10 protein-coding genes are annotated in these 19,194 nt (G+C 40.3%); 1 reads left to right on the forward strand and 9 read right to left on the reverse strand.

What is annotated here, in order from left to right; all coding sequences use genetic code 11:
• Positions 1 to 3: 3 nt before the first annotated feature.
• Positions 4 to 882, forward strand: a complete 879-nt coding sequence (locus BMY50_RS24730) for a glycerophosphodiester phosphodiesterase family protein (RefSeq protein WP_093331031.1) — start codon at positions 4 to 6, stop codon at positions 880 to 882.
• Positions 883 to 979: 97 nt separating this feature from the next.
• On the opposite strand, the gene BMY50_RS24735 is transcribed toward BMY50_RS24730, so the two are convergent.
• The 9 genes from BMY50_RS24735 to BMY50_RS24775 all read right to left on the reverse strand — a co-directional run bounded on the left by BMY50_RS24735 (position 980) and on the right by BMY50_RS24775 (position 19,190).
• Positions 980 to 2,011, reverse strand: a complete 1,032-nt coding sequence (locus tag BMY50_RS24735) for a GntR family transcriptional regulator (RefSeq protein WP_093331039.1) — start codon at positions 2,009 to 2,011, stop codon at positions 980 to 982.
• A gap of 315 nt (positions 2,012 to 2,326) precedes the next feature.
• A complete protein-coding gene (locus BMY50_RS24740; protein ID WP_093331046.1) occupies positions 2,327 to 4,090 on the reverse strand; it encodes an alpha-L-rhamnosidase-related protein in 1,764 nt (587 codons plus the stop codon).
• A gap of 47 nt (positions 4,091 to 4,137) precedes the next feature.
• Positions 4,138 to 6,033 carry a glycoside hydrolase family 127 protein gene (locus BMY50_RS24745; RefSeq protein WP_202907936.1) on the reverse strand — a complete coding sequence of 632 codons (1,896 nt, stop codon included), beginning with the start codon at positions 6,031 to 6,033 and terminating at the stop codon, positions 4,138 to 4,140.
• 64 nt (positions 6,034 to 6,097) lie between these two features.
• Positions 6,098 to 8,827 (reverse strand): glycoside hydrolase family 78 protein, encoded by a 2,730-nt coding sequence (locus tag BMY50_RS24750; RefSeq protein WP_238383881.1) that lies wholly within the window; start codon positions 8,825 to 8,827, stop codon positions 6,098 to 6,100.
• A 21-nt stretch (positions 8,828 to 8,848) separates the two neighbouring features.
• Positions 8,849 to 11,845, reverse strand: a complete 2,997-nt coding sequence (locus BMY50_RS24755) for a glycosyl hydrolase (protein ID WP_093331049.1) — start codon at positions 11,843 to 11,845, stop codon at positions 8,849 to 8,851.
• A gap of 214 nt (positions 11,846 to 12,059) precedes the next feature.
• Positions 12,060 to 15,314 carry a glycosyl hydrolase gene (locus tag BMY50_RS24760; protein WP_093331054.1) on the reverse strand — a complete coding sequence of 1,085 codons (3,255 nt, stop codon included), beginning with the start codon at positions 15,312 to 15,314 and terminating at the stop codon, positions 12,060 to 12,062.
• Positions 15,315 to 15,417: 103 nt separating this feature from the next.
• Positions 15,418 to 16,773, reverse strand: coding sequence for an alkaline phosphatase family protein (locus BMY50_RS24765; protein WP_093331057.1), 1,356 nt, complete (start codon positions 16,771 to 16,773; stop codon positions 15,418 to 15,420).
• Positions 16,774 to 16,783: 10 nt separating this feature from the next.
• Complete coding sequence (gene eboE / locus BMY50_RS24770; RefSeq protein ID WP_093331062.1) at positions 16,784 to 17,995, reverse strand: metabolite traffic protein EboE; 1,212 nt, start codon at positions 17,993 to 17,995, stop codon at positions 16,784 to 16,786.
• A 13-nt stretch (positions 17,996 to 18,008) separates the two neighbouring features.
• Entirely contained in the window at positions 18,009 to 19,190 is a 1,182-nt protein-coding gene (locus BMY50_RS24775; RefSeq protein WP_093331069.1) for a 3-dehydroquinate synthase, read from the reverse strand.
• Positions 19,191 to 19,194: the final 4 nt, after the last annotated feature.

The raw sequence follows: 19,194 nt of genomic DNA on the forward strand, positions 1-19,194 counted from the left end.
ATCATGAACCGCTTATTTTTTATTATTATTTTTATGTGGATTTGCTTCTCAAATCCGAGTTTTGCACAAGATGGGCTCAATACCATCTCATTAGCAAATGCTAACGGCTTACATGCCTTTTTTAAGTATTCACCACAGGGTAAACCTATCATTTCCGGACACAGAGGTGGCACAGAAAAAGGGTTTCCAGAAAATTCGATAGAAGCATTTGAAAATACATTAAAATACACACCCGCTTTTTACGAGATAGACCCTCGACTCACAAAAGATAGCGTAATTGTACTCATGCATGATGCTACCTTAGATAGAACAACAACAGGCAAGGGAAAATTGAGCGACTATACGTATGATGAAATTAAGCAATTATACTTAAAAGACGTAAATGGTAATATTACATCCTATCGTATTCCCACATTAGCAGAGGCCATTGAGTGGGCGAGAGGAAAAACCATCTTAAATCTCGACAAAAAGGATGTTCCTATGGAGATGACTGCCGCCATCATAAAAGAGCATGATGCCCTCTCATTTGTAATGGTAACAGTGCACAATGCTGATCATGCCAAATTCTATTATAAAAAAAACAGCAATCAGATGTTCTCTGCTTTTGTAAAAACGCCCGATGCTTTAAAACCATATGAAGCCGCAGGAATTCCCTATAATCAAATGATTGCCTATATTGGTCCCGATATCAAACCTGACAACCAACAGATGTATTCATTACTCCATGCCAAAGGCATTCGTTGCATGATTTCTTCAGCACCTACGTATGATAAATTGCCCACAAAAGAAGAACGGGCCACTGCCTATCGAGCTATTATAAAAGATGGTGCAGACATTTTAGAATCGGACTTACCAATAGAAGTAGCAGAGGCTATTAATTAGTTGCGAGTTACCAGTTGTACGTTGCGAGTTTTAATACGCTTATAATTAGTTGTGAATTACCAGTTATGCTTGCGAGTTACCAGTAATACACTTATCGTTAAATTGAGGCTCTTTTGAAGAGATAAAAGGGTACTTCTATGTGTCGTTTCGAATTTTCCAATATCAGATGCGCAGCGGTTGTCCCCATTTTTTCAAAATCGGTAGAAATCGTCGTTATACCGTTCAGAATAAATTTTTTAACGCGTGTTTCATTATAAGAAATTACACCCACTTGTGTACCTACCTGTAGTTTCATAGAGATGATTCTGTCTAACAGAATCACTAAGTCATCTTCCATTAAATTAATATAAGCTTCCCCCTCACTGATTGGTTCATTTATAATATCGCTTACTAATAGATGATCAAAAGCATATTGCTGACAAAAGCGATAAAATCCTTTTATGATTTCTCGGGGAAAATAACTTCTATCCGGAAAAATCAGTTTTAAGGTATGGTATTTAGCCAATTCTTCTCTCGCCTCCTCCAAGGCATGATATATATCTTCTTCAAAATTTTCATATACTGCCGCATAATCCCCTTCAACGCCCGGCACCTTCTTGTCTAAAAGCAACAATTTCTCTTTAGGAATTTGATTAATTACTTCAGCCGCCTTGTCTCTACCTTCTACAAAATGGGGTATGATGACATAATGCGTATATTCTTGTTTTTGGTTCTGTAGAAGTTTCTTAAAAAGATTAAAATCATTATTGTAAATATAAAAATCTACCGCCGCATCAGCTCCCAATGTGTTTACAAAAGCATCATACACGATCTTTTTGTGCGCACTCAGTTTATTAAAAAGTAACATGATACTTCTTTTTTGCCTAAAATCTATTCGGCTAACATAATATCCTTTTCCCGGTACTGAGTCAATTACACCTAGCTTTTTTAGGTAGCGATATCCCTTTTCTGCTGTATCCCGCGAAACTTCTAAAACAAAACTTAATTCATTGATAGAAGGAAGCATCGTATCTTTTTCTATTTTGCCTTCTTTTATCGCATTTAATATCGTATTTGTTAATTGCAAATATTTTGGAGTAGCAGAAAATTCATCAATCTTAATATAATCAAAAAAAGGGTCGCACTTCATGATATAGGTTAAAAAACTAAAGGTAGGTAATTTTAGTGAATTATTTTAATGAGTATTGGGTATTACCTACAACTTCTTTATTAAATTCTCTAATACTTTTTTTCATCAAATGCTTGTTCTATAAGGCATTCAAGCTTTCCCTTACAGGGAAGGTTTCCGAAAAAAGTATCCAAAAACTCTGGCTTAAAATCTTCTGGCAAAGTCTCTGCTATTACTTAGATAGTGCTACCAGAATATTTTGAGGCCAATTTCAAGCCACCGATCAGTTTTTCCCTCGACCATATACGTCATTTATCATGGTTTCTTTGGGTAATTTTAGTGAATTATTTTAACCCCTTTGGGTGCTTTAAAAATAGTTTTTACCTTACCATTACGATCTTTTGTATGTTTTACCCAGAGTGTTCCCATGGGAGTTGGAAAGGTACCTTCTGCAAAACTAAGATCACCCAAATGAGGTATTATCTGAATTTCTTTACATCCTGGAGCAATCACCTTAATTCCTAACACATGTTCGGTAAGCCAAGCTGTTGGACCTGAAGCCCAGCCGTGAGATAAACTATGTCTAAACCCCTCATAACAATAGGCGCCATAGTCTCCATGAATATCTTTTTTCCCTGGGGGCACGAGCTCATCTATTCTAGCTGCATTTGGAAGCCAATCCATATTGAAATCCTCCCAAAAGGTTGTGGCCCCAAGATCGAGCATTGCGCCCCAATATGTTTTGATATCGTCTATAGCTGTTTGGTAGTCGCCAGCTTTCGCCAAAGCTTGTAACATATAATAGCCGTAGAAAGTAGAGAAATCTTTCACTCCGCCAACGGTCAGGACCTCCTCAGAAGCCTTCTTGGCAGGCATTAAATCAGCTAACGCCATTAAAGCCGCTGCCTGTTTTGATCCGTTAGGATCAGGAACGTATTTTTTCAATCTGGTAACAGCTGCTTCACAAATACTAGCTGTTTCGCTATCGCCTAATATTTTTGACAATTCGGCACCAGTATTTAAGGATAGCACCATCATCGCCTGTAGGCCTGCATGTATGCCCTTCTCGTTTTCGCTGGAAGGCCAGTCCAAAAATCGTGTACCATCTAATTGTTCCTTATTATTTTCATCAATCTTAGCAGCAATTTGTCTAAGCAAAGACGAAAGATATTGCTGTTGTTCTTTCAGGTATGTTAAATTTCCATTATGCATATACCAATCTCTTTGTATAATAATCCACCACATAGAGTAGGTACTGATGCCATTCATCCAGTTAGGAAGCGGTGTAATCTCTTTTGAGAGGTCTAAACTTTTTGGCACAACCTCATTATAACCAAACACGCTGTTAATCGTTGCCACCTCTGGATGCATATCGCCTACCCATACCAATCGATCCCTTTTTATTCCATCCCACAAATATTCCTGCATATTTAAATGCACGGTATAAGCACCGGTCTCCCAGATTTTGTTCAGCCGTTCATCGCTACTTGTAAAAGAACCAACATAAGGAATATCTCTATACGTAAAGATGGCACGGACTTCTTTAAGTTGGAGCTCAGCGCTATCCTCTTCAAGATCAATTTTCACAAACCGAAACCCACTTTCACCAATCTGCAGTTTTCCTAACCATGGAAGCAAAGTAGTGAAATCGCGCAGGGCATGATCGTTCGTAGCACCTTTTACTCCTACATCACTCATAGCTTCACTTGCTGACTCCCCAAAGCGCACCCTAACTTTTACTGGTTTATTTCCTTTCCACATTCCGGTAACAATTTCAACACCACCATGTAACTCTCTTCCGAAATCAAGCAATAAACTTGTTTTATTACCATCGCCAATATTTTTCAAGACACACATGTTTTGATTGGACAGATCAGCTTGACCGATCCCCTTTGCCAATAGCGCCTCGCTATTATTAATGTGGCCTGACGTATAAAGTATCTTCTGAGGCGGAATAAACTTTCTTGTTAGGCTACTTGTGGGGTATTCCTTTGCAAAGTCTAAAGGATTCTTTAAGCGTTCCTGAGCGAGACATAGAAGATGGGTAAATAAAATGACGATGGTGGTGATATTTTTTTTTGTTATAATGGATGTAAACATTGAATTGGTGTTGTAATGGTATGAAGAATGTTTTAAATATATTCAAATTATTTGTCTCTAGGATCTACTAGCTGTGGCAGCCACACTTGAAAAAACGGCTGATTCTTATCGTTACCTGCCGAAGCATAATCACATAAATTAATAGGAATCGGTGCTGCACCACCTTCGGAATAAGATTCTGGAACAAATAGTGCTGAATATTGCATCCAAATTCCTTCGGAATTGCTTTTAGCCTGACTTAAGTTGATATATCCTTTATCATTGACAATAGGCTTTAGAATAGCACCCACTGGCGTAGTATCATTAAGCCTCGCATCCCTTGATAAAAGCACAGGGCCTCTCATAATAGCCAAATAGGAAGGATTCTTTCCTGTTTTCTCTATTCGACCTCTCATATCAAGATGAAGTTCAATCTGATCACCCGGTTTCCAAGTTCTTTCAATAGAGCGATATGAACCTACTTGCACGCTGTGAACCTCTTTCCCATTAACCTTTACAGTTGTTTGCGCGCTCCATTCGGGGATACGTAGCGACACTGTTAATGCTGCTGCTTTATCTGGATACACCTGCAACATAACCTTATCTTCTACCGGATAAGCCGTATGCTGTTTTACTAAAACACGTTTCTTATCTGGCATTTTTAGCGTGTACTCGCCATCAACATAATAATTAACCTGCACACCTTCATTTGTTTCGGTTACAGCATAAAAAGGAAAATTAAATAAACCCCGTGGCCCGCTGGCTTCGCAACAATTTAGGCCCATACCACATTGTTCACTTCCCGGTAGGCGCTGCCCGGTTAGGGGCGTATATTTTGCCCAATGAAAACCATCGCTGCTCATAGATCCCAATAAAGCATTATAATAAGCTTTTTCAACTGCATCCGCATACTTAGCTTCACCGGTTAAGCGTAGCAGTTGTGTACTCAACTTAATCCAGGTAACTGTAACACAGGTTTCTTGATAATGATAAACAGGATTGCCCTGTAAGGCTTTACCTCCGAACCACATTTCTACAGATGCACCCGATCCAGCTACATTGATTTCGGTATCTTTTATATTCTGCCAGGTATTTTCAACAGCTTTTTTATATTCGTCTTTTCCCGTTAGCCTATATAACTCCAACAACCCTTCATAGCAAGACATCATTTCATACGCCTTTTGCCCCTGCTCCCAGCTGTACCAATTTTTAGGTTTGGGAAAACGATCTGCTACATTGATGTTACTTTTACTGATGAGCTGTGGCCCTTCTGATGTTTCCCATTGCTTAACAATTTCTTCTGCAAATGCCAGGTATTTTTTTTCTTGCGTTCGCCCATACAACAAAGCAATGGGTTCCAGCACAGAGGAAGCGGCCATCCCTCTGTAATTTCCTTTGGTTACAAGAATGCCATCTGATTTGGCGAGGTCATCCATCAGGTTATCGGCCAACCTAGCAGCCGCTTTTAGGCTTTTCTTATCTCCCGTAAGATCATAGTAGTCTAATAAGCCCAGCATGCAATATTTCCGCCCCCAAACATCCCATTGTTCCAATAAGTGTTCCTTATCATAGTTGCCTATATAGCCATTTGGCGTTTGAGTAGCTATTAAACCGTTTACGGCATAGTCAAGCACTTTTTTCAGTCGCGGTTCAGGTTTATAACGATAAGCAAGTACTGCCGAAGTAAACCACTTACCCCAAAATTCGGATTGCCACATCCGAGTTTCAGTTCTATTTTCCGCTTTAAAAACAGCAATTAGCCTATCTACATCCTGCACAAGAATTCTATTTTCATAAGATGCATTTAAACGATCGCCGATCGTTCCATTCATATGAACGCTAATTACTGGACTAAGCCGATCTTGCACCTGCTGTTGACTGAATACAAGTGATGGCAATAATAGTACAGAAACAGCAAACAAGCTTCTAATGATGAACGTATTAAATGATTGAAAAAGAACCATAAATAGCATATTGGTTTTGAGTTTTAAAATACTTTTATATTGAAAACAGGCATCACGCGCTCAATCACTTATCTTTTACGTTAAATGTAAACTTATATTTACCTGAGCCCAACCAGTGCTCCTCCTTTGCTATATCCTTTCCATTTTCCTGTTTTATCGTTCCAGGCACAGCGTTCGGAAAAACAACTTTAGCTTTTGTATTAGGTGGCACTTCCACAGCTAGCTGCATAACGCTGTTTTGAATTTGCCATGTAGCGCTTACCTTACCATAGACGCTCTCAAAAGAGGCTTCAGCATTCGTAATCCCGCCGCCTGGTTTGGGTGCTACCATAAATTGCTTATATCCAGGGAACTCCTCGATTGGTTGAATCCCGGCGATATTTTTATACATCCAATCGCCTATAGCGCCATAGGCATAGTGGTTGAAAGAGTTCATTTCTTTATTTTGGAAAGTTCCATCTGGTTTTATTCCATCCCACCGCTCCCAAATAGTAGTAGCCCCTTTTTTAACAGGATATAGCCAGGAAGGATATGTTTCCTGCATCAATAGCTTATAGGCGATATCTTCGTAACCGAACCGGCTAAGTACATGACATAAATAAGGTGTCCCTAAAAACCCGGTAGTAAGATGGTAATCATAACTTTCTATATTTTCTACCAATCTTTTTGCTGCTTGCGCTCTCCTACTCTCAGGCAGCATATCAAAATTTAATGCTAATACATAAGCTGTTTGAGAGCTGGAAACCAATCTCCCGGAAGGCGTTACAAATTCGTTTAAGAAAGCTGCTTTTACCTTCTCCAGCAGCGATTCATATTTTAATACATCCTCTTGCTTACCCAGCACCTTTGAAGTGTTGATCATCAGCTGTACAGAATGTGCGTAAAAGGTTTGGGCTATTAAATATTTATCAGTTATCGCTGCTTTACCATCTCTATCATCATCAGGAATATAAAATAGCCAGTCACCAAAATGCCAACCCTTATCCCACAAATTATTCGTGCTGTTATTTGTCATAAACTGCACCCACTTAGCCATGGATTCATACTGATCAGCAAGGATTTTTCGATCGCCGTAGACTTGATAAAAGTCCCACGGAATAATGGTAGAAGCATCTGCCCAACCCGCCGAACCTCCTTGTTCACCTTTCCAATAATAGGGAATAACATGCGGTATCGCCCCGTTTGAGAATTGATCTGCCTTTAAATCTTTTAACCATTTTATAAAAAAACCGGCTACATCCATATTATAAGCAGCCGTATTAAAGAATGCTTGTGCATCACCCGTCCAACCCAAGCGCTCATCACGCTGCGGACAATCCGTAGGTACATCTAGAAAGTTCCCTTTTTGTCCCCATTGTATATTGTGTTGAAGTTGATTGATTAGCGCATTGGATGTTTTAAACGTGCCGGTAGGTGCCATATCTGAATGTAACACAATTGCTTCTATATTGTCGGTCGTTATCTTCTCTTTTGCTCCCTCAATTTTTATATAACGAAAACCTTGAAAAGAAAAATGCGGATGGTAGGTTTCTTCTCCTTGACCACTTAAAATGTACATCAGCTGCTGCTTTGCTGCGCGTAAATTTTCTGTATAGAAATTACCTTCTTTATCTAACACCTCCGCATGTGTGATTGTTAAAGAATCGCCAGCTTTACCATTTACTGTGAAATTCACCCATCCAACAAGATTCTGACCAAAATCAATTACTTTCTCGCCTTTTGGCGTGGTAATCACTTTTATCGGCTTTATCCGTTCATGGGCGGTTACCGGAGGTGCACTGGATATAATAAGATTATTAAGGGGAAGTTCACTATTAACCAACACTTTATTCCAACCTTTACTATTAAAATCCGCATTTGACCAGTTAGCAATTTCCTTTCTTGCATCATATGTCTCCCCATTATATATGTCGGCTGAGCGTATCGGCCCATTGGTAGACATACTCCAGCTTTCGTCTGTAGCGATCACCTCTTTTTCTCCATTTTCGTATTCAACTAACAGTTGTGCTAATAAGGCAGGCTCTTTTCCATAAAAATTTCTTCCACCCATCAAATTACCGCGATACCATCCATCACCTAGCATTACGCCGATTGCATTACTACCACTTATTAATTGCGTGGACACGTCGTAAACCTGGTATTGTAATTGCTTATGAAAACTTGTCCAACCAGGGGTAAAATAGGCATTCCCTAATCTTTTGCCGTTTATATAGGCGTCATAAAGTCCATAAGAGCTAATATAGAGTCTTGCCTTTTTTATCTTAGTTTTTAAGCTAAAGGCTTTTCTGAATAAGGGCGAAGGAGCAGTTTCTGTAGGGGTGACTTGACTGCTCTGAATCCACTTTGCTTTCCAATCACTAACATTTAGCAGTCCCATTTCCCAAAAATTCACTTCGCTCCATGGAGAGACATTTCCCTTATTATCCCAAATACGGACCTGCCAAAAATACCGCTCTCCACTTTTAAGTTCCTTCCCGTTATAAGGTATGTGAACGGAAGCTCCGTTGCCTATCTTCCCGGAATTCCAGTAAATATTTTTTCCTTGTAAGCCTTTTACATCGTTTGCCACTCTTATTTCATAAGCGGTCTGAAGAACATCCTTTGCATCAGCACTGATCTTCCAACTTAAACGAGGATGAGGACTGTCGACCCCAATAGGATCCTTCTTGTATTCGCAGGTGATACCGTAGACCTTAATTGTTTCTTTGCCTTGCGTATAACCGCACCAGCAACAGAAGATCAACATGCAGCTCAAAATTTTTGTATTCATATTTAAAATAAATTTCTTGTTCATCGTACCATTATTTTTCAAAGGTTATTTATCCCACGCTTGTAATATGCTAACAGGGCCCAACAACCCTGAAGACCTCAACGTGTCATTCTTATCATACGGATTAAACGTTGTGAACGTAATACGTCGGCTATCATGGGGTTTGTAAGCCTGATCGCCTATTAATCGATTTATCCAAAGATTAGCCACTTCAATTTTTAACTGGTTATTTTTCTCTTTAATAGCTTCCGTCACATCAACACGCCAGGGTGCAGTCCAAACGGTGCCTAGGTCTTGGCCGTTTAGATATACCCTGGCCATATTTTTCACACGTCCCAGGTCAATAAAAATTCGTTTAGCTTTCGGTTTTTTTGGACAATCAAATGAGCGTTCATAGCTAACAATACCTGAATAATATTTCACACTATCGTTCGACGATTTAGTCCAATCCGTCAAAGTATCATAAATAGACTGTTTAGGCCCACCTAAACGGGTATCGAAAGTCAACCTCCAGTCACCATTTAATTTTTTTAGCTCTGCTAGCTGGATATGATTGCTTACCTGTTTATCAAAATCGTTATTTTCACTTTTAAACTTTGGGAAAACTACAAAATAACTTTGGTAAGGTTCAAACCTAATGGAAAGCGTAATGCTATTCCCTTTCTTATTAAATTCGGGTAATAACCGTCTTTCGCCGTTAATAGGATCCCATAGTTCAGGAGAGGTATTGGCCGTTTTGAACTGAGCATTAACCAGCGTTGCCTGCGCTGTTTTGTTAGACAAAAAATAAATATCAAACTCGGGTGATGTCCGGTGGGTATATCGAACGGATTCAGTACCTTTAAAATCTTCCGCAATTCCTTTCTCTTTTAAAATATGGCTTATAAGCTCGTAAGTTGGATAAAGTTCTTGGCTTTTGTACAATGCAGCACCCCACCTTATCTCACCCTTCCCAAAAGGCCTATTAGCAACCGATCTTGTTAGTGTGTCGGTCCCCCACAGATCCATACTGATTGATTTAACCTTTTGATCACATATCGGATAATCAACCAGACTAGGTGATTTTTTTGGCGGGTTGCCAACAACAGTGGCTCCATCTTCCACGAGTGATTTTATCTTATTTATGAATTGCGGTGTCATGGTAGCAATGTTCGGCAATACCAGTATTTCATAACGTGCCCCACCGGGGAAAACTACCTGATGGTTTTTTACAGAAGCCTTCATGAGTTGGAGTGGGCTACAACCATCAAAATTATAACCCCGTTTATCAGGCATGGTCTCATCATCTGTTGTGGCAGACGAAGGCGGCGTAAAAACTTGGGGAGCGCCTTCTGGTGTTACATATAATATGTCTGCCACCGTACGCCCTTGCTGTAACATGTACGAGCATCTTGCAATATATTGGTGATAATCGCCAACCAGCGGCCACCAAGTTTGGTTTCTATCCCAATGAACACCGTACGGTCCCATCGTCATGCCCGGCCGCAAGCTATCGGGTAACGACTGATGCTGAAAAGTATGGTATAGAAACTGATTAATACCGGATGCAAAGGCCCAGTCTCCCTGATTCTTCATCACTTCGGGGTACTGCTTCCATGCCTCATCATTTTGCGCTGTAAACGACTCGGCCGCTACCACTTGTTTCCCTCCAACGTGTGCAAGTGATGTTGCTTCATGTACACTAAAAATCGTATTAAAGCCATAACCTTCGCTCCAAAATTCTGCCATCGGCACATCCGCTATAGCCCCTAAATCGAAGTCAGCATTAGGATTCATGTCATAAGGTTCTATTGATAATTTCAACTTACGCTGATGACTATAATTCTTTAAATATTGAGCATGATTAGCCAAAATAAGCTCCTGCGCTGTTAAACGTAAATCCCACAAAAACCGCTCACTCGTTTCGGTATCCTTTACGGTATAACCAGCATAAACAGGGTAAAAAGGAAGTGGATCATAACCTCTTCTTTTTGTAAATTCTTCTCTAAATTTAGTGGTCCAATTTTGAGCTCCCATTTCCCAACTATCAATATGCAAGCGCTTCAAGCCACCCGGTAAGTTATGGTTTCCGGTTCCAATTTTTTTCAGCAATACGCCTACATAGTTCTCCAGATGTCCGCGAAAAGCTGCGCTATCCATCTTATCTACTTCAAAGCCTAAGCCCGCTAACGGTGCCGGGCGCGTAATTGCACCGTTATTTCGGCTACCAAAACGCATAACAGTCCAATTCCCCTCGGGCACATTCCAATTAAGTTTGCCATCAACTGTCAGCTTATCGCTTAAATCAATAATTTGCTGTTGCGGAATAGACCTGTTTATTGAGCCTTCCAAAACCGCCAACATTGATAGTCGCGGCTTTACGTTGGGTACCGAAGAATAAGGCGCTCTATAGTAGAGTGCTTTTTCATCAATATCAGGTAGCGACTGCTGATCTGAAGGTGTGGGAAAGGCAAGCACGGCCACATCTCGGTAATAATTTAGCCATTTTTCTTTTAGCTCCTGCGTAAAAATGCCCTCACCGAAATAGGGTTTCTTTGGTATTGGTAGAGGTAATTCTATATGCTGATGACGGCCATTGCCAGATACGCTCACACTGCTCGACACTAAGTGCTGCATAGACTGCTCGGGCTTTACCCACCGTCCGCCACTTCCTGCCCAGCCCGGTCCGGAGCCCAAAATTACCGCTATATTTAATCGTTCAGCCTCTTTAATAGCGTGGGCAAAGCAATCTTGCCATTCCTTTCCTAAAAAATTCACGTTGCCCCTAGGAACACCTACATTCACTTCCAAAAACACCACACTTCCAATCCCAGCCTTTTTCATGGATTCCAGATCTTTCGTCATAGCGTCCTTCGAAATATTACCATCCATAAAATACCAATAAACGCCCGGACGTACGGAATCAGGAGGATTTACAAAAGCCTCATAGAGTTTATCAGTCGTAACATGCTGTCGACTAGCTCTGTGACCACAGGTAGACAAAGTGAAAACTGAAACGATCACTACTAAATAGGTAAACAACTTCCTTTTGCAGGATACCATAAGATAAGTTTATAAGTGATGATTTTAGGACTTCTAATTCAGATAAAGTAAGCTATTAATCTTATAAATAGCAACCTGTACCATCCTGAAATTTTTATTTTTCCTGGTCCTCAACGAACAATCTTTAACAGCGCTAAAGATCAAACTATAAGTACGTGATACGAGATATTTCATCTTTATTTAATCACTATTTTAGCAAGTGGTAAATTCTTCGTTAATACGAATATCGTTCTATGGTTACTGGCCCCAACAAACCTGCTGCATGCAGCTTTGAATCTGCGGTATAAGGATTAACATAGCTCCAACTCTTTCGCTTGTTTTCGGGTAATTGCAGATCACCAATTAAACGATTTACCCAAGTATTTACCACTTTTATCACTAACTTGTTTTGTCCCGCGTGGATGGCCGATGTAATATCCAGTTTATAGGGAGGTGTCCAAACACCACCAACATCCTGATCATTTACTTTGACTTTTGCTAAAGCTGTTAAAGACCCCATATTAAGGAAGACCCGCTCGTCGGCAGTGGGTTCCTGAAGATCGATGGTTGTTTGATACCAAGCTGCTCCCGAATAATGAGCAATGCGTTCATCAGGGTGCTTTGACCAATCGGTCAGCCGATTAAATATTACTGGTTCTTCCGGCCCGCTCGCTTCTTTACTAAATGTCACGCTCCAAGGTTGATTCACGGCAATAGTTTTCTGAGCAGCTGGAAAATTCAGTCTGTCGGGCGCATCCTTCTTCGAGCCTTTTTTACGAAAGATAACAAATGCACTTTCATACGCCTCTAATGACAGCGGAATGGTTGTCGTATGCGCATCGGAGGTAAACTCCGGTAAATCCCACTGTTCACCTGTTATTCCATTCCATAACTCAGGAATCTTGCCGCTGACACGGAAAGACGGGTTAATTGTTACCTTTTTATCAGCTTGGTTCGACAAGAAATAAATATCCCCCTCTTCCAACCTCCGATGGATAAAGAGCGCAGTATCCCGGTCGGCCAATTTCATATCGGGCAGAATTTCCATTTTAGTGAGTGCCTCTTGCAGGTTGAGGCCCTGCATCACTAATCCTTTACCATACTTGTGGGTTGTCACCTGTTTTCCATCAATATTTCCCCACAATGTTTCCGCTAGTTGCTGCACCTGTTTGTCTGCTTCTCTATAATTTTGCAAACTAGGTGAGCGCTTTGGTTTAGGGCCTAAAATCACTCCGCCGTCTTTGACAAGTTTTTCAATTTTCTGCAGTAGTTCAGGCGTGATCGTTTCCAATTGAGGCAGTACCAATATGCGGTAAGACATCCCATCTGGCAATATAAACTTGCCATCTTTCACTGTTAGTCTATCACGAATCACTTCACCGTTAATATAGTCAAACGAATAACCTTGTGGAAGCACAGGATCCTGTATTCCGGTCATTTTCGGTGCATCCTCTCCGATAAAATAGGCTACATCCGCTACGTATTTCCCCTGCTGCAACATGAAATTGCAGCGCTTTAAATAGCGAACGAACATATCCATATCATAGAACCAGGTATTAAAGCGATTAAATTCGTTACCGAACCAAGCATTCACACCCGGCTTTTTATCCTCATATGGTTGTTGAATATACACGTGCAATAAGGTATTGTTTATCCCCTCCGTAAAGAAACGGTCACCTCGCTGTTTCATCATTGCAGGATAGCGTCCAAAAGTGTTGCCCGCAGCGGTAAATGATTCTGCCGAAACTTTATTTTTACCATAAATATGTGCAGCAGAAGATGCAGCACGATTTTCTATATTCCCGAGCTCCCCCTCACTCCAAAACTCACCTCCTACCTCATCCGATTGCCCGCCGTATTGTAGAAACTCACCTGGAAATCCCCAATGCCCGTAATTTTCAAGCCATATTGTTAAGCCATGTTTGTGGCTAACATCACGCAGACCACCCACATATTCATAGGCAACATTATCTGCCACAAAACGTCTTAGATCCCATAGAAATCGGTCTGATTCATCCTGGCTTCCTACCACATTTCCATACATCACGGGAATATATTTGGCCGGGTCATAGCCATAATGTTTTTTAAATTTACTGATAAAATCATCCGTCCAATTCTGTCCTCCCATCTCATAACTATCTTGTACAGCCACCCTCCAAGTTTTGCGATCCTCCGCAGGTATTCGCTTTATTATCTCCCCAAGAAAAGCATCAAAGTGTTTTATCACATGTTCATGATTCATTTTGTCAACTTCCAGTCCCGTTCCCTCTGGAGATGCCGGCCCGTTTTTAACACCCGTTGGTACCATACCCGTACGTAATATCACCCAATCCCCTGCCGGCGCTTCCCAATTTAAAGTTCCATCTGTAGACATATTTGTGGTGATATCCAGTACATCGGATTTATTAACGAGGTATTCTTTATCAGCAATGGCTGCTTGCCGCTTCCATTGATAGTCATGCCAATAAGGTAAAGGTGTGGGATGCATTCTAGCCAGCACTTTTTCATTGAAACGCTCCACTTTGGGGGTTGACGTGATTTCTATTTCTGCAATCCCTGCGCCAGGTGAAACGTTATCAAAAGTCAAACGAAAAGATTTTCCTCTCACAGCGTCAAATGAAACGGTTACCGGCGCAAACTGTTCAAAACCAACATTGAGTTCATTATTGCTTCGATCCAAACTAAATTTTTTAACTTCCTGATAGCCATCATCAAGTAGTACCTCGAATTTAACATCCATACGCATATTACGTTTCGAAGGATAGACCGTTAAACTTCTTGCTACATATTCTTCAGGAGAAGAAAAGGTAAGAACCGAAGCTTGGTTTTCAGGTATCCGCACTTCCGTTTCCTTATTTTTATCGATAAGTTTTGATAGTGCTGCAAGTGTTGGCTTTGACGAAATTTTTGGGGATCGATCGGCTAATGAATTTGCATAATCCTTCGGTGCACGAAATGCAATAACACGAACATCTTGAAATGCTCCCGAAGGCTTTGAAAGTTTCTTTGAAACTTTTTGTCCTCCTTTTAACAAGGTCTCGGTACTGGCCAAATAGCGCATAGCCTCCTCCGGTTTTACCCATGGCCCACCCGACTGGCTCCAGCCCGGACTATTGAACAGTCCGATTTCAATATTAAGATCCGTGGCCGTTTTTAAAGCCGTATGTGTAATATCCCACCATTCATCTGAAAACAATTTAACCTTTCCATAGGGTACATCCTCCAAACCAATGTTGCCGATAAAAGCTCGGTTAATACCAATGGCTTTCATGGCTTTTAAATCTTTAATGACCCCCTCTTTAGAAATATTATCAGAAAGCCAATACCAATAGACACTTGTCTGAATGGAGTCTGGTGGTGTTTGAAATCCTTTCTCGATATTCGAGAAGGCAACATTATTTTCGTTTGATGAGCATGATGCAAAAAGACATAAAAACACAGCGAACAACTTCGTGCCAATACTTTTTCTATGCAAGCGATTATAGATCATGAAATTAGGATTTAATTGGTAATATTGTTTATTACAAGTTTAACATAAATATCAATTGGTTCATCCTGTACTATCCTGATTGCTACAGCAGACCGAATTGATATTATTGAAATAAGCAATTCCAGATAATGTTAAAAACGTCCGTAGCTTCTATTTGAGAACAATTATTTAAATCCGGATGACTAATAATGACAGGATAGTATTCTTTGGAGACATTTGCACATCCATGTGAACCTCTAACCAAATCAGCATTTAGCGGGATGACGTCTAATACATACCGCAAACCTAATTTTTTCCGGAGCAATTTATAGGCCGCTCTCCATTTAGATGTCATGAAAAGCTCAACAGGATCATATCCTGGCTTTTTATGAATATCTACTACTCTCGCATAGTCTGGAGCTTTTTCATTATCCAACCAAAAATAATAGGTAAACCAACTTTGCTGATCAGCCACCACAACAAAATCACCTGCTCGCTCATGTTGTATATGATGCGTAACTTGTTGTTCCCGATCCAGTACTAGTTCTATTCCTGCTATGTTTTCAAGCAAAGCACGGACTTCTTGTTCCACAGCCTTATCATTGACATATACATGTGCAATTTGATGATCTGCTACAGCAAAAGCTTTGGAAGCGCCAGGATCAAGCAATTCCAAACCCCTTTCGACTCGAACTTGCAAAAGCCCATTTTCTCGGAGTAGCCTATTAATATGAATCGGATTATTTACCGGGGAAATTCCGTATTCAGACAACAATAATATCCGGGTGTTTTTCTTTTCATAGTACCCCACTAATTGCTTTACGATAGCATCGATCTCTTTGAGCTCTTTAGATATGGCATCCACATATGGACCAACTTTCTGTAAACAATAGTCTAAATGAGGCAAATAAATAAAGCTTAGTGTTGGATCGTAACGTTCGTCGGTTAAGATAGCCGCATCTGCGATCCACTGGGTAGATTTCACATTCGCATTAGGCCCCCAGAACTGGAATAAAGGAAACTGTCCAAGCTCTTGTTGCAGATAATCTCTTAATTCTGCTGGGTGGCTATAACAATCTGGAATTTTTCTTCCATCTGCCAAATAATTCGGTCTGGGGGTGACAGAAAAATCAACTTCCGAATACATATTGTACCAACCAAACAGCTGTGAACAGGTAAACAGGGGATCTTGCCGTTTTGCTTTTTCCCATATTTTTTCACCCTGCACCAGTTTATTAGATTGTTTCCAAAATTTAACTTCACAATCTTCCCGATCATACCAACCATTCCCAACAATACCGTGTTCTTCGGGCAGTTTGCCTGTTAGAAAGGTTGATTGTACCGCGGTGGTTAAGGCTGGCAGCATTGGGCGAATAAAACCAACATGGTTTTTCGCAATGTATTCTTTTAAAAATGGTGTATATTCTCCTATGATTGAGCTAGAAAGGCCCACAACATCTATCACTACCGTTTTATTCATAGCACTGAATTTATATCAATTGGTCATTTACCCAGTTAATTTCTCTAGCAATTGATGCTACCAGTGGCTGCTTCAGCGCTTTTGGTAATACATCCCAAGTATAGGTCTCCACTTCGAGATGCCTAGAGATAGCATCTTGCTGATATATTTCCAAAACTTCTTTGATATCTTCCTGGGTAGATTCAAGGTGACCATAATTTTCCACAAATAAGGGTACATGATAATGCGCGCGCCATTCATTAACGGCCATATTTTCTACATCTAACAGTGCAGCTGGAAGATCTTTGTATCTTATTAATGTATCGTCTGCCGTCTTGGCGATTACCTGATGTAAATAAGTATCTTCATTAAAGACATCGAATGTTTTTTTAAGTTCCATCCTAGCGGATAGCAAAGGTGGAAGTTTCGCCTTTAAAGCTGCGCTGATTTGTATTTTCCCGATATGGATGCCATTTGATCTTATTTCTTTTATAATCTCGCCGTGCGATTCATAGCCCAATGCAAAATGGCAAATATCATAACATAAACCTATATGCCTTTTAATTGCGGTCTCTACTTCGGCCTCATTCAAATTAAATGCTTTTGATAAAATTGGAATACCGATAGGTAATAAATCATTGCGATACCAATCAAGAAATTCTTCACCATTTTCTAATAAACCATCCGGTTCAGGTTCAATATCTAGATGTAAATAGTTTCCCGTTGTCTTCTGAATCCGCATTAAATGCGCTGCAATTGCTACAATGTGCTCGGTAGCTTGGCGTTTTATCTCCTTAAATCCACTATTGGAAAAATTGTGCCAATGCCTATAGCTTAATGGCGAAGTAGAAACGCCTCCATCCACGTTTTTAGGTAACAGCTCCTTTAAAATATCAAATAATCGCTTCGTATAGTCAACACGCATATCAGTAGACCAATCAGGAGCGTGTACCTGGTCTTTTACTTTCGTTTGATGGAATGCACCATAAGGGAAGCCATTCATCGTAAATACGTACAACTGATTTTGAGTGAGCCAGTCCTTAAAAGCAAGCAGTTGGGCTGGTTTAATAAGCTCTAAACTAGCCTCATTGGAAAGGCGCAAGCCAATACCCATCGATGCATCCGGAGAAACCAGTTTTTTTACTTCAGGAATATAGACCTTTAATGCTTCAAAGTGTGATTGCCAGGTTTCTCCGGCATGAATATTTGTACAATACGTTAAGTGTCCTTTTTTAACAAACATAATAGTGAATAAATTAAAATTCGGCTAATTCGTATATTTCTTGGTTGATGCTCATCTTTTGTAAAAGATGGATTGCCTCTTCAATTACAACCGTATTCATTTCATGAACCTCGTACCCTTCCCCGATGGTGCTTAAAAGCATAACCGTTAACTGCCCTCCCAAATGTTCTCGGAACTCCTGAAGTCCGCCCAGTAATTTTCGCCTATTGTCTTCTGATACTAATATTTCATTAAAAACAGGCAAGTTAAAGCGTAGCAAAAGCCTTAGTATACGCATACATTCATCCTTCGTTAAAGAGCCCACTAAAAAAGAGTACACACTATCGATGGCAATACCAATGGATACGGCCTCTCCATGTATAATTTCAAATTCACTTAGCTGCTCAATCTTATGAGCACTCCAATGACCAAAATCGAGCGGCCGTGATGAGCCCAGTTCGAAAGGATCACCACCACCTATATGTGCTATATGCAAATTGGCACTGTGTTCTATCAGGTATTGCATGGCAGCCTTATCATGTTGCATGATGCTATCTGCCATCTCCTCCAGCCATAAAAAAAAGTGGCTATCTTTAATGAGCGCTACTTTGATAGCTTCAGATATCCCGGAGACCCAATGCCTGTCGGTCAAGGTCGTTAGGAAATGATAATCATTGAAAACTGCTACGGGAGGGACAAACGTGCCTAAAAAGTTCTTCTTTCCAAAATAGTTAATCCCATTTTTAACACCTACTCCCGAATCGCCTTGCGATAGCACCGTAGTTGGAATACGTATGTGTTTAAGACCGCGATGCGCTACCGCGGCCGCATATCCTACCAAATCTAGAACACTTCCGCCTCCGATAGCTATTACATAAGAGTGTCTATCAATCTTATAATGATTGATGGCCTCAATAATTTGATAAAAATAGTTAAGATCATTTTTAGCTACCTCACCGCCTGCGACAATAATTTTCTCCTTAACTACTTGAATATTGTTTGCTACTTTAAAATATTCATCAATTTGAGAAGCTAAGGCTGGATGAAGAAAATGAACTTGCTCATCAATTACAAATAATAAGCGTTGCGTAAAACCCGGTTGCCGTACCGCTTCAAGCATATTTAGCAATGCAGCATTTTGCGATGAGAAAACATGCTCCGTGAAGTAAATATCATATTGAAAATTAACCTGAAAACTTTGTCGTAAAACATTCATAGTG

It is taken from the genome of Olivibacter domesticus, from assembly GCF_900109575.1.
GTDB classification, from domain to species: domain Bacteria; phylum Bacteroidota; class Bacteroidia; order Sphingobacteriales; family Sphingobacteriaceae; genus Olivibacter; species Olivibacter domesticus.

Bases quoted from the DNA above. Each gene is read 5' to 3' on its own strand.
- eboE (WP_093331062.1), bottom strand. From the start codon at position 17,995: ATGTTTGTTAAAAAAGGACACTTAACGTATTGTACAAATATTCATGCC.
- BMY50_RS24755 (WP_093331049.1), bottom strand. From the start codon at position 11,845: ATGGTATCCTGCAAAAGGAAGTTGTTTACCTATTTAGTAGTGATCGTT.
- BMY50_RS24765 (WP_093331057.1), bottom strand. From the start codon at position 16,773: ATGAATAAAACGGTAGTGATAGATGTTGTGGGCCTTTCTAGCTCAATC.
- BMY50_RS24740 (WP_093331046.1), bottom strand. From the start codon at position 4,090: ATGTTTACATCCATTATAACAAAAAAAAATATCACCACCATCGTCATT.
- BMY50_RS24760 (WP_093331054.1), bottom strand. From the start codon at position 15,314: ATGATCTATAATCGCTTGCATAGAAAAAGTATTGGCACGAAGTTGTTC.
- BMY50_RS24745 (WP_202907936.1), bottom strand. From the start codon at position 6,033: ATGGTTCTTTTTCAATCATTTAATACGTTCATCATTAGAAGCTTGTTT.
- BMY50_RS24775 (WP_093331069.1), bottom strand. From the start codon at position 19,190: ATGAATGTTTTACGACAAAGTTTTCAGGTTAATTTTCAATATGATATT.
- BMY50_RS24730 (WP_093331031.1), top strand. From the start codon at position 4: ATGAACCGCTTATTTTTTATTATTATTTTTATGTGGATTTGCTTCTCA.
- BMY50_RS24750 (WP_238383881.1), bottom strand. From the start codon at position 8,827: ATGAACAAGAAATTTATTTTAAATATGAATACAAAAATTTTGAGCTGC.
- BMY50_RS24735 (WP_093331039.1), bottom strand. From the start codon at position 2,011: ATGAAGTGCGACCCTTTTTTTGATTATATTAAGATTGATGAATTTTCT.